General features: G+C 46.2%; 9 protein-coding genes. 4 read left to right on the top strand and 5 right to left on the bottom strand.

What is annotated here, in order from left to right:
- The first annotated feature begins 113 nt into the window (after positions 1 to 113).
- From L0U89_RS12925 to L0U89_RS12915, 3 genes are all read left to right on the top strand, one after another.
- Complete coding sequence (locus tag L0U89_RS12925) at positions 114 to 1,292, top strand: porin (RefSeq protein ID WP_439651564.1); 1,179 nt, start codon at positions 114 to 116, stop codon at positions 1,290 to 1,292.
- A gap of 301 nt (positions 1,293 to 1,593) precedes the next feature.
- Positions 1,594 to 1,893, top strand: a complete 300-nt coding sequence (locus L0U89_RS12920; protein WP_234861904.1) for a hypothetical protein — start codon at positions 1,594 to 1,596, stop codon at positions 1,891 to 1,893.
- 194 nt (positions 1,894 to 2,087) lie between these two features.
- Positions 2,088 to 2,423 carry a hypothetical protein gene (locus L0U89_RS12915; RefSeq protein WP_234861903.1) on the top strand — a complete coding sequence of 112 codons (336 nt, stop codon included), beginning with the start codon at positions 2,088 to 2,090 and terminating at the stop codon, positions 2,421 to 2,423.
- A 95-nt stretch (positions 2,424 to 2,518) separates the two neighbouring features.
- On the opposite strand, the gene L0U89_RS12910 is transcribed toward L0U89_RS12915, so the two are convergent.
- From L0U89_RS12910 to L0U89_RS12890, 5 genes are all read right to left on the bottom strand, one after another.
- A complete protein-coding gene (locus L0U89_RS12910) occupies positions 2,519 to 2,893 on the bottom strand; it encodes a co-chaperone GroES (protein ID WP_234861902.1) in 375 nt (124 codons plus the stop codon).
- A gap of 150 nt (positions 2,894 to 3,043) precedes the next feature.
- A complete protein-coding gene (gene dnaK, locus L0U89_RS12905) occupies positions 3,044 to 4,963 on the bottom strand; it encodes a molecular chaperone DnaK (protein WP_234861901.1) in 1,920 nt (639 codons plus the stop codon).
- 336 nt (positions 4,964 to 5,299) lie between these two features.
- Positions 5,300 to 6,049 carry a DUF6733 family protein gene (locus tag L0U89_RS12900; protein WP_234861900.1) on the bottom strand — a complete coding sequence of 250 codons (750 nt, stop codon included), beginning with the start codon at positions 6,047 to 6,049 and terminating at the stop codon, positions 5,300 to 5,302.
- A gap of 370 nt (positions 6,050 to 6,419) precedes the next feature.
- A complete protein-coding gene (locus L0U89_RS12895; RefSeq protein ID WP_234861899.1) occupies positions 6,420 to 7,487 on the bottom strand; it encodes a DUF4249 domain-containing protein in 1,068 nt (355 codons plus the stop codon).
- Entirely contained in the window at positions 7,484 to 9,898 is a 2,415-nt protein-coding gene (locus L0U89_RS12890; protein ID WP_234861898.1) for a TonB-dependent receptor, read from the bottom strand. The genes L0U89_RS12895 and L0U89_RS12890 overlap by 4 nt, the downstream gene beginning before the upstream one ends.
- 222 nt (positions 9,899 to 10,120) lie before the next feature.
- Between L0U89_RS12890 and L0U89_RS12885 the strand changes: the two genes are divergently transcribed.
- Positions 10,121 to 12,904 (top strand): TonB-dependent receptor, encoded by a 2,784-nt coding sequence (locus L0U89_RS12885; protein WP_234861897.1) that lies wholly within the window; start codon positions 10,121 to 10,123, stop codon positions 12,902 to 12,904.
- Positions 12,905 to 13,010: the final 106 nt, after the last annotated feature.

Here is a 13,010-nt window from a genome sequence, read left to right as displayed (position 1 = left end):
CTACAACTACTTACAAAGCAAGAACCCTGCCCAAGGAAAAAAACGCGACTCTCTTTCGATTGGGTCAGGGTTCTCTTCAGTCAAACCATGTTTAACCGATAATCAAAACTAAAATGAAAAATTTTCACCTGCTAATAATATGTCTATTATTACTATTTACAATGCCAGTGATCGCCCAGGAAGAGGGTGAAGAAAAAGAGAAAGAGTCAAAATTGACCTTTGCCGGTTCTGCAGATGTCTATTTTAGACGCAACTTCAATGGCCCCACAAAGGGTGAATTTGCACAAGCTCCAGCAACTTCCTTTGGTAATCTCCCCGGAATTGCACTTGGGATGTTCAATTTGATTACCACCTATGAAGGAAAAAACGTTGGCGTAGTCGCTGACTTGGTCTATGGTCCTCGCGGTGAGGATGCCGTTTTTCGTTCCCCGATGAATACCGGGGGCATGGCGGGAAGCTCACAGATAGTCAACCAATTGTATGTGTATTGGAATGTTTCGAAAGCAGTCACCCTGACGTTTGGTAATTTCAATACCTACCTTGGCTATGAGGTGATTTCGCCCGTAGGTAATTTCAATTATTCTACATCCTACATGTTTTCCTATGGGCCATTCTCCCACACGGGCCTAAAGGCTGATTTTGCTTTGAGTGAAAAATTTTCTTTCATGGCCGCAGTCATGAACCCTACTGATATGACTGAGTTCAACCAATTTGATAGCTATACATTTGGAGCACAATTGGGGTACACAGGAGACAAGGGTAGCACCTATTTGAACTTTTTGTATGGAGACCAAGATGGAAAATTTGATACCGATATTCCTGCCAACACCGGTGCAACATCTGCCGGAACCACATTCCAAGTCGATTTGACAACGGGATACGACTTGACCGAATCGCTCTACCTCGGTTTGAATGCAACCTACAATACGATTGCACCGGGCGAAGTATATAACGGGTCTACAATTATCGATGCGACCAGTGACAATTCTGGTTTCTACGGAGTTGCGGGTTATCTGCAAGCGGCACTTTCCGAGAAACTCAAATTAGGGGCTAGGGGTGAATATTTCTCAGTATTCAACACCGGTATCGACGGAGCCATCGGCTTGGATTCCAACGGAGATGGCAACGTGTTTGCATTTACTGTCTCAGGCAATTGGAAAGTGAGCGATAACCTCATGTTGATTCCTGAAATCAGGACAGACAATATGAAAGAGAATTTCTTTCTCAACAACCAGCTAGCCGCTTCGAAGAACCTATCTTCATTCCTGTTGGCTGCGGTATTTTCTTTTTAGGCTGAATTTCAAAAAAATTTTTCGAGAAACCTGCTTCCTTTCGACGGAAAGCAGGTTTTTTGATTTTTTGGCGAGGTGGCTGAATTTCGGGTTCAAAAAGAAACTCATTTCTCTTTTTTCAATCATTTTTTGGCAAATATTGGGGTCAAAATCATCCATTTTTTGCATAATAAAAACTTATAATCAGTATTAAATTTTATTTTAGTATCGTTTGGGAGAATAAAAGTCTGTTTTTGGATAAACTTTTTTCTAGTTTCGCGTGTATAATACTGAAACTGAAAAAACCCAAATCACTTTGAATATGAAAAAGTTATGGATGATAGGTACGGCAATGTTGCTTTGGATAGGCGCAGCAAATGCCCAGGAATGGAATGAGTTGAAAGGTCCAGCGGCTAAGAATTACAAGCCTTGGAAATCACAAGCTAAAAATGTAACTGCCGATGTTCGGTCAGAAAGATCAGAGGCTCAAGGTCCGGAATTCAAAAACCAAAAGCCTTGGAATCAAACTGACGCAACAACGCCAATAGACACCACTTTGGACACGTCAAAAAAGGTGACAGGTCCAAAGGCTAAGAATAAGAAGCCTTGGAAGAATAATTAAGGCTTTGAAACCTTAAGTAAAGGACGCCAAAATGGCGTCTTTTTTTTTGACGTTTCGCTTGAGGATACTTTTTTGCATTCTTCAACAATTCTCGGCGCTGATGATAATCACAAAGTTTTGCCGCCCGGCATTTGCGTCTTTTGTATTGTCAATCCATCAATGAAGCATCTTCCTAAACCAACTATTCTACTTCCATGAAAACCAACCGGATTTTGTTGCTCCTTTTTGTATTCATTGCTTCCTGTACGGAGATTCCTGAGAATCCCACCGATGGTAGCCTGAGGCTGGAATTGATCTCATCCTTCAGGTACCTGGAGTATCGAATCGCTACTGAAGCCACCTTTCAAGTAAGGGGCGGCTTTATTCCCGTGGGTTCTGAGTTGTTGAAAGGTCCCCTTGTCAATAACAAGGTGATCGATAACCTGCTGCCAGGCACCTATGTAATCGAGTATTTTGTGGGGGAAAACACCACCCCGACATTCAAAGTGTTCCAAATCATCGCCGGGAAGGAGACTGTGATCGAGTTGTGAGCAGATTTGCAAACTTCGACGTTGGTCACAAAAAGAAAATCCCGCCAATATCCATCATTTGACAGATTGGCGGGATTTTTGGCACTATCCCCAAATCAAAGCGCCTCTTCCCGCTCCAGCATCAAGATCGACTGTTGGGGGACGATGTAGTATTTTTCGCCTTCATAGATTACTTCGTAAGATCCATTCAGCAAGAAAATGGCAAGGTCGCCCTCTTTGGCTTGAAGCGGGATGTACTTGATGTTGTCATCCCGGTCTTTCCAGGGTTCGTCGTCTTCGACCGGGGTTGGGATTGGATAGCCTGGTCCGGTTTTGATGATGTAGCCTTGTTGTACGCGTTCCTTTTCCTGAACACCTGGTGGGAGATAGAGTCCTGAAGAGGTTTTCTCGTCGGCTTTCCTCAATTTGATCAAAACACGGTCGCCTACGATGATCAGCTTTTTGAGTTTGTTGTCTGGGGTCAGTTGCATGGGTTAGAAATGAGAAACGAGACATGAGATTTGAGATACCGCTGCAAACAGCATCTTGTCTCAAACACTGAATGTGAGATTTTCTTTTCAAACAACAACGGCATCCGTACTTTCATACAGATGCCGTTGCATTTTTTAACCTATTTAGGATTACTTTTTGTCCTCGGAGACTTCTTCGTAGTCCACATCGGATACACCGTCGCCGGCATTGCTAGGGCCTTGTTGAGGCCCTGACTGTGCACCGCCTGTTGCACCTGCGCCTTGGCTGGCGTTGTACATTTCCTGGGAAGCAGATTCCCAAGCTTTGTTCAGGTTGGCCATTGCTCCGTCAATACCTGCAATGTCCTTGGACGCATGTGCGTTTTTCAACGATTCCAAAGCTGCGCTGATGTTGGCCTTGTTGCCATCGGAAAGCTTATCGCCAAATTCCTTGAGTTGCTTTTCGGTTTGGAAAATCAAGCTGTCGGCTTGGTTTAGCTTTTCGATTTTTTCTTTCTCGGCTTTGTCGGAAGCTGCATTGGCTTCAGCTTCGCGCTTCATTCTCTCGATATCGTCTTGTGACAAGCCGGAGGAAGCTTCGATCTTGATCTTTTGCTCCTTTCCAGTGCCTTTGTCTTTGGCAGATACGTTGAGGATACCGTTGGCGTCAATGTCGAATGTGACCTCGATTTGTGGCACGCCCCTTGGTGCAGGTGGAATATCGCTCAATTGGAACCTACCGATCGAACGGTTGTCTTTTGCCAATGGCCTTTCGCCTTGCAATACGTGGATATCTACCGCAGGCTGATTGTCTGATGCCGTGGAGAACACTTCGGATTTCCTGGAAGGAATGGTCGTGTTGGCCTCGATCAGTTTGGTGAAAACACCACCCATGGTTTCGATCCCCAAGGACAGTGGAGTTACGTCTAGCAACAACACGTCCTTCACTTCACCTGTCAAGACACCACCTTGGATTGCAGCGCCGATCGCCACCACCTCATCAGGGTTGACTCCCTTGGAAGGTTTTTTTCCGAAGAATTTCTCAACTTCCTCCTGAATCCTTGGAATCCTTGTGGAACCACCGACCAAGATTACCTCATCGATGTCTGCTGCTGTCATACCAGCATCAGAGAGTGCCTTTTTGCAGGGCTCCATTGATCTTCTGATAAGCGATTCGGCCAACTGCTCAAATTTCGCCCTGCTCAAGGTTCTCACCAAGTGCTTTGGCCCTGTTTGGGTCGCTGTAATGTAAGGAAGGTTGATTTCTGTAGAGGCAGAGCTTGACAATTCGATTTTTGCTTTTTCAGCTGCCTCTTTCAGTCTTTGAAGTGCCATTGGGTCTTTTCTCAAGTCCATTTGCTCTTCGGTCTGGAACTCTTGTGCCAGCCAGTTGATGATCACTTGGTCAAAGTCGTCTCCGCCCAAGTGCACGTCACCGTTGGTGGATTTCACTTCAAATACCCCGTCACCCAATTCGAGGATGGAAATATCGAAAGTACCGCCACCAAGGTCATATACAGCGATCTTCATGTCCTTGTTTTTCTTATCCATGCCGTAGGCGAGGGCAGCGGCTGTAGGTTCGTTGATGATCCTTTTCACATCCAAACCTGCAATCTGTCCAGCCTCTTTGGTCGCCTGACGCTCCGCATCGTTGAAATAGGCGGGCACGGTGATGACGGCTTCAGTGACGGTTTGTCCCAAGAAATCCTCTGCAGTGCTCTTCATTTTCTGAAGGATCATTGCCGAAATCTCCTGCGGAGTATAGGACCTGTCGCCGATTTTGATCGCAACCGTATCGTTTGGTCCGGGTTCAACTTTGTAAGAGGCATGTTTTTTCTCTTCAGAGACTTCGGAGAATTTTTTGCCCATAAATCTTTTCACGGAGGAAATGGTGTTGGATGGGTTGGTGATAGCCTGACGCTTGGCTGGGTCACCTACTTTTCGTTCTCCATTTCCATTGTCAAGAAAAGCCACGATGGATGGCGTGGTCCTTCTTCCTTCTGAGTTTTGGATCACCACCGGTTCGTTACCTTCCATAACAGCAACGCAGGAGTTGGTAGTACCCAAGTCAATGCCTATGATTTTTCCCATGATATTATATTTTTCTAGTTATTGATTACGTGATTGACACAATCCCCATGAGTCAACTCACGTGCCAATGGGCATTACCGGGACTTTTGTGTCAGAATGACAGGATTTGTGACACTTTATTGGGTCTGTTTGGAGGAAAAATGAGAACCTTTTGTCTGGAAATGGCAGAATAGGCGAAACACGAAAGTAGCCCAGGGCTGGTGGCGAATTCGGAAAAATGAGGTTCCAGAGATACTATTTCGCTTTGATTCGAAATTTCATTCGGGAGCAAACAATGACAGAGTACTTTCTGCGAATAAAAAAGGCCGGGATTTAGCCGGCCTTTTTTTATAAAAATCAGAAACTGAATCCGGTCGTAAGTTTGAAAAATGAATCGTTGCCTTCCACCAAGTCGGTGCCGAAGGAGAACCGTGCGAAAGGCCCACCCCCTGGCTTGCTAAACTGCACATAGGGGCCAAGCCATTGATATACATCAGAGGATTCTGAAACATTGGAACCTCCGGAATTGATCAAATGCTCATAGTGCGCACCGAGCGAGAAGAACTGACTGGCACGAAAACCAAAGTTGACCCAATAGTGAATGTAAGCCAAAGTTGTTCCGGCAGGGGTGGCATTGACAGGCGCTTCGTCGCGAAGTGGCGCATAGTAGCCGAAGTAGAGCTGGCCTTCTGTCTTTTCCCTTAGCAAATTCACTGTAAGGTTTGGAACGATACCGTCACCGAATATGGCTGGGCCGCGTGTTCCTGAACTGAGCAGGTTACCGCCGAGGATACCGATCTGTGGATTGATGGAAAGTCCCTCAGCGGCCTGAAAGTTGGCACCAATACCAAATTCTGTCCAGTTGCCCCAGTTTCCCCCGGTACCCCCTGACCACAAGATGCCGTAGAAGGTGAGCGCGGTTTTGTCCGAAACACCATAAGACCCTTGGAACGTGGGGTAAAATCCGAAGAACTGATCGGAATTGAGTGTCGCAGAGAAGTTAAACTGCTTTTCTTCCTGTGCCATTGCGGGTGCGGCGCAGAGTGCTGTGAAAACAATGGCAGAAATTGCCATCGCTTTGGTCAAATTTGTAACTGATTTTCTCATAGGTTTTATAGATTTAATAATAATAGGTTTGATTTTTTACTTACTTTTTACAAAAACATGAAAAATGTAAATAATCTGGTTGCTAAAGTAACCACAAAATGAAAAAATCAAAAAAATCGATTGTTTTTATTGATCAATCAAAATATTAAATGATTTTTTGAATATTATTAAAAAAAATTATGAGTTAGGTAAGAATTCCGTTTTTGGACTCCCGTTGGGGAAAAGGTCTTGGACCTACATAAAAATCAGCCCTTGCCCAGGATTCAATTAGAACCTTGCCTGTAGTGCGCCTAAATTCCCATTAGATGGTTATTTTCTCGGCGGACGATAAAAATTCATTTTTCTGGGTATACTGGATTTCGAATAATCTCTAGTCCTTAAACCACCATTCTGGGGCAGTCGTTGTCCAAGCCCTGCCTTTGGCCCTGACTTCGCATTGGACGCACTCCGCGGCATAGTCTTCGGCCGATTTGCCGACCACGATGTCACAGGGACGTGTCAGGAAGAATGGTACATCTGCTGGATTGACATATTTTCGGGTGTATCTCACCCTTGCAACCTCAAAAAACCCAAGTACAATCTCATCAGGGTTGTTTTTGTTGGTGATATTTCCGTACACAGGCGCAGGAGGAATATCGAACAAAGAGCCTCTGTTGTTGACGATGAGATCGATTTTTCGCCAATATTCGAAAGCATCCCGCGTGATGCTGTGTTGTTTGAGGCTTACGTAAAAAATCCCGATGAACGAATTGTCCACAGCCCTTTTGGCTATTTCCTGACGGGTTTGTCGTGTCCTCGTGGAATTTGCATCGAATAGGTTGATGCGGTTGGGATCCATCAAATCTGAGATATAGCATGGATTTGGGGGAGGGGGGCAGAGGCCGACACAAGGTAGCCAAGTGCGTTGCCACTGATAGGTTTCTTCGGCGGTCCATCGGAAAAAACCTGAATTATCCCCCTCCGGAAAGTTTGAGGTTGCGCTTACAACGAATATCCCTTCCTCAGCCTCGGTATCCAACATTTCTCTTCCAAACCTGAATTCCAGACTATCGACGGCCAATATGGTCGGCATGGTCTGTACGGTACTTTCATAAAGGTCTTTGCCGATGATCACTTCGAGGGAATAGCTTTGGCCAGGTGTGCCTTTGAACCCCGCTAGTTGATATTCGCCATTTCCGGTGTTGGTATAGCGCAGCCTCCTGCCATCCTGGGTCAGCAGGGTCACGGATGCACCATCTTCCCCTTTCGGGTTGAATCCCTGTAGGTTTGTCCTCGAAATCTCCAGTCGTTGTACCTCATCCACATCGTTAACCATGCCATAAATCACCAACTGCCCTCCTTGGGTATCTCCAAAAAAATCCAAGCGATCGATACAACCTCCAAGTACACCGGCCGCCAATAAGAGCAAAAATGTCAATATGCTAGACTTGTTTGTCATTTGGAGGAAAAGTTGACTGTGTACGTAATGGACGGAAATGCAGCACCGAGTATCGCCAATTGATAAGGAACCAATCGCTGCAGCTGACCGTCGCGTTGGAAAAATACCGAATAGGCGTTTCTTCTCCCCAACAGGTTATAGACGCTGATATTGATCTTGTCGTCCCAAGCCCTGACGGGGCCATTTGCCAGGTAGGAAAGATCGATCCTGAAATAGTTGGGAATTCGAAACTGATTTCTGTCTCCAAAGTTTGGCACAAAAACACCACCCACTACATAGTTTGAGTACAGGCCCGTTACAGGTCTTCCGCTCGAATAATTGAGGTTGATGTTGAAATCACGCTGATTACCTAGATGGAAGCTGGTCACGAGCGAAAGAATATGTGGGCGATCGAAGTTGGTGGGGAACCAGTCTCCGCCGTTGACTTGGACTTCGCGGAAAGGGCTGACAGTCCTAACCAGAGATCGGCTAAAGGTGTATGCCAGCCAACCGGTGACACTTCCGATATTTTTTTGGATCATCAATTCGGCCCCGAAAGCCATTCCCTGTCCCTGAATCAGCTCTGTTTCCAGCTGCCGGTTCAAGAATAAATTCGCAAAATCCCGGTATTCAAGTTGGTTTTTGGTTGTTCGGAAAAATCCTTCCAAGGACGCGGTCCACTTGTTTTCCTTCAGGCTGCGGAAGTACCCGACAGAATAGTTTTGTGACCTTTGGGGCAGGATATAGGTCGTGCTGAGTTGCCAAAGGTCAATCGGCGTGGGGCCAGTGGCGTTGGAGATGGTTTGCAAGTATTGATTCAGGACCGCAAATCCAGCTTTGAATGTATGGACTTCATCCCATGTGTACCTCAGGGAAAATCTAGGTTCCAAGCCTTGGTATCCCACTATTTTCCCATTTTCAAAAAACTCATACCCGGTTTGGGTAGTTGTTGAAATCGGCAATCCCGCCTCATATTGGAATACTGTATCCGGGGCCATCTGCTGGTACATCGAATACCGCAAGCCTGCCATCAGGGTGAAGTTTTCATTCGGGTTCCATTCTGCGGAAACGAAAGGTGCCCATTCCAACCCCTTTTGTTTTTGAATGGATTGAGGTTGGATGCCGGATTGGGGTGTGAATGGTTCGAGTTTTTCGGGCCGCATTTGGTACATCACGCCTTCAATTCCACCTTGGAGTACGGCCTTATCCAAAGTCCACAAGCCTGAAATTTTTCCTTGATAGTAATACAAGCCATTCTTCACGATGGACGGGTCAATATCCGATGGTTCAAAAAAACCATTGTTGAAACTCCCATAGGCCGCCGTTCCTACCAAGGAAAAATCATCCGTGATCAGGTTTCGGCTGGTAATCGAGCTGACAAAATTGTTCCATTCGAATCCGAAATTATTGGAGAATTTGAAGTAGTCACCGGTGTTCAGGATATTCAGATCCAGGTTATTCTTTTGGGAAAATTGGTGGCTGACACCCAGGTACAAGTCATGGAACCGGATGTCGCTAGCCCTGACATCCGTGTTATCAACCTGTCGGAGCAGCCAATTGGCATTAGACCTTCGCGCTGCAGCGATCAATCCTGTTTTTTCCTTGACCAGCGGACCTTCCAGCATCAGCTTGCTCACGCCGGTCCCCAAACTCACGGAGCCCTTCCATGTTTCCTTGTCCCCTTTTCGCATCTCGATGTTCAAAGCTGACGCACTTCTTCCGCCAAAATTGCTTGGAACTGCGCCTTTATAAAGGGTGAAATTTTGGACGACATCACCGTTGAATGACGACAGGAACCCCAAAGCATGGCTATTACTGAGGACGATAGCCTCATTCATCAAGATCAAATTTTGGTCGGCCTGACCACCACGGATATTGAGACCTGCCGAGCCTTCACCTACCGAAGTAACGCCCGGCATCGCCTGCAGTACATTGAACACATCCGGCTCTCCGAGAAGCGTAGGGACGAGTTTGATCTCGTCGATATTCATCTTGGTCACTCCCGTTATGGGGCTTTTCACGATCATTTCCCTTTCCTCCGATCGAAGCGTAAACATATCGAGTTCAAACTGGAGCCCGGTGAGTTCGGTGTCCAAGACCCCGTCTCCATACAAATCGACCTGGTAGATTTTACCTTGTTTTCCAAAGTGGCGGAAGGCAATTCTGTGTCGCCCCGAATCCAGGGATACGAAATATTGGCCATTCGCATCGGTATTGATTCCGGTGAAAAAGCCATCGATATGCACGGACACGCCAGGTAGCGGTTCGCCTGTTTCGAAGAAAATGACTTTGCCCGTAAGGAAGTATTTTGCCTTTTTGGCATTTTCAGGAGCTTTGAAAACTACCTGAGCTTCATCGTTTTGGGCCAAAGTGGTATTTGCAAAAGTGAGCCAGCAAATGAAAAAAAGGGTCCATGTCAATGCTGAATACATAGAATTAATGGCCCTTACCTTTAGAATAATTGTCCGGACGGCCGCTCGAAAAAAAGTTGTCCCTTTCACTAACGATTCTTACTTTGAAACTTTCAAGTTTGGAATTTAAGAAAGACTTACGAGACTGAAACAGTTTTTAAGTATTATTTTGGAAGCGTGTGTTCTTGCTTGGAAATCGAAGAATCCAAAAATAGAGTCTCGAGGAAACTTAAAAAGGGAAGCATGTCTAGATCGGCTTTTGCGTGTTGTTGTTTTTTACTTGTCCTTTTTTCAGGTTGCCCCAGTCTGTATGCGCAGGTAATTACAGGCAACGTCAAAGACGAAAAAACGGGCCTTCCGCTTCCTTTCGCCAACGTTTTCGTCAACAATACAACTATCGGCGCAGTCACGGACACCAAGGGAAATTACCGTATCAGTGGCGACCTTCCTCCCAATCCGGAGCTTGCAGTTTCATTTGTCGGCTATCATACCAAGTTTAGGAAGATTTCTCTGCAAGGCCGTTCCCAGATCAGTGTCAATTTTGAGCTTTCGCCGAAGGAAGAAGGCCTGTCTGAAGTCATGCTCAAGTCTAAGCGGGACAAACGCTGGGAAAGATACATGCGGCGTTTTGAGCGGGTCTTTTTGGCAGTACCCGACGATCCTTTTTTTAGCAAAATAGAAATTAAAAATCCTTGGGTGGTGGATTTTGAAGAGGGGCGCATCCCGGGCCGAGGGAAATTTCTGGCGGCCAGCGCATCCCAGCCGATATTGATCGAAAACCGCGCTTTGGGCTACCAAATCGAGTACCATTTGCAAGAATTCGTGGAAATGAGCGGAGGCTTTCACTACTTTGGTCTGGCGAATTTTAAGACCATGGAGCAGTCTATTGATTCGTCCCAATGGGAAATTGCGCGCAACTCCGCCTATTTCGGATCGGTCAAACATTTTTTATCATCCTTGCTCCGAAGGAGAGCCGAGGAGGATGGGTTTAAGCTTTATGAGGTCACGCTCCCTCCCATGGGGCAATTGCGAACCAATCGCTTTGAGGAAGAACTTGGCAGGACTATTCATCCGATGAGAGAGGATTCCACCCTGATCGAGGAGATTCCGGGGGGTATTTATCGCATAAATTGGCCTTCAAAAGTGGAAGTCCACTTTACCAAGAAGTTTTGGATCAATGATTATTATTCCCGGATTTACCATGCAATCAGTTGGCTGGAGGCCCCTGACGGCTATTTTGATGTCGACGCAGCAGGCGTGCTGTTGGATCCAAAGCAGTTGGTTAGATCCGGAAACATGGGCCGTGAGCGAGTGGCGCGGTTTGTTCCCTTTGATTTTATGCCTGAGGAGATGGATAATCCCCTTATGGCCGAGGTGACGCTCCAAAGAGTGGAGGAAGTCAAATGGACCAACTTGATGGAGCGACCCCATCTCAGTCTCAACAAATCGGTATACCATCCAGGTGAAATGATGTGGCTGCAGGCACAGATGCTTTATCAAAACAGTCTTTTTGCGGATACGCTCAGCAGAACGCTCTATGTGGATTTGGTAAATGATCGATTGGAGACAGTCAAGTCTGGGGTCTTTTTTTTGGAGAATGGAACTACAAATGGACAATTCCTGCTCGAAGAGGATTTTCCGGAAGGGAAATATGCTATCCTCGCATACACCAACTGGATGGGAAATTATGAAGGCGGGCGGTATACAGTCAAATACGTTTCCATAGTTCCTAAAGGGAATAGGCCAGCATTTGCAAATTCGACGGAAGAAGAGGATGACCTGGACTTCGCTTGGACGATTGAGCCGAGTGGAGCGATTTACAGGGACGACTCAAGCGCACCTTGGGGAAAATTTGCTGTTTCAATCAAAGATGCCAACGATCAACCTGTAGAGGCAAAATTCACAATATCGCTTGTGGACGCCGAGCTCACATCTTTTGTTCCTGACAAGGACCTTGAGGAGGCGACCGAGTGGCTGTATCAGGCCCCTGATCCGAAAATGATCGAGCCTCAGCCATACAAGATCGAAAACGGGCTTTCGCTAGAGGGCAGTTATTCCGATGGGAGGTCTAGGAATCGGCAACTGGCCGTTCCACTAACAGTGGTCGTTGGCGATATGGAGGATTTTGGAATCATCACTTCGGACAGCATGGGTTATTTCTTCACGAACGGGATGTTTTTTTATGACAGTGCCGAGGTGGCGATCGCTGCATTGGACGAAAGGCGAAAGCGAAAAGGCTCCGTGGAATTAGTCCAGACGGCTCGGCCAGTTCACAAGTTCGAATTTGACACCACGCTGATGCTTTTGGAGGAAATGGGTAACGATGTTTGGACGGATTTATGGCCGGACAAGGATATCATTGACTTGGAAGAAATCGAAGTGGCTGACCAACGGATACTCACCCCGACTGAAAACAATTATGGGTATGGAAAAGGGGATAAGACCATTGGTCAGGATTTTTTGGAGAGATTTCCCCAAATGAAAGTCGCTGATATAGTAGAAATGAATTTTTCGGGTGGCATCATGATGAGGCAGAACTGGGGCTTGGAAACCGGGGGACCTTTGGTGATGGTAGACGGCCTGCTACTGTCGGGAGAGCAGGGACGGGAACAGTTGGAGATATTGATAGCCAGTGAGGTTGAATCGATCGAAGTTTACACCTATGCAGCCGCTGTTTTTGGTACACGGGCAGCAGGGGGCGTGATTTCGATCACGACCAAGAAAGGAAAAACGACAACTCCGAAATCACCCTATGAATTTGACAAAACAGAGTTTCAGGTTTTCAAGCTTCCAGGTTTCACGAAGCCACTTGAATTTCCAAAGATCAGCAACAATGGCGTTCCAATCCCACCGAGGCCGACCTTGTATTGGAATCCCTCAGCGGGCACGCGGTCGGATGACGGCAAATTTGAGTTCGAAATACCACTTTCGGACTTGACAAAGCGCGTATTCATGAAAATCGAGGGCGTAAATGAAGAGGGATTCCCCTTTAGAAGGATTTTCGAAATCAATGTTGCAACAAAGTGAGATTGGTATAGTATTGTTTTTTGTCGGAAAATTTAAATAAATTTAAAATCCTGCTTCCATCGTTAATTTTTGTCAATAACCCCAAAGCAACCTTATCGTTCAATTT

This window comes from Mariniradius sediminis (assembly GCF_021491425.1).
In the GTDB taxonomy this organism is placed as follows: Bacteria; Bacteroidota; Bacteroidia; order Cytophagales; family Cyclobacteriaceae; genus Mariniradius; species Mariniradius saccharolyticus.
The sequence above is the reverse complement of the archived record's forward strand: the minus strand, read 5'-3'. Positions and strand labels throughout refer to the sequence as shown.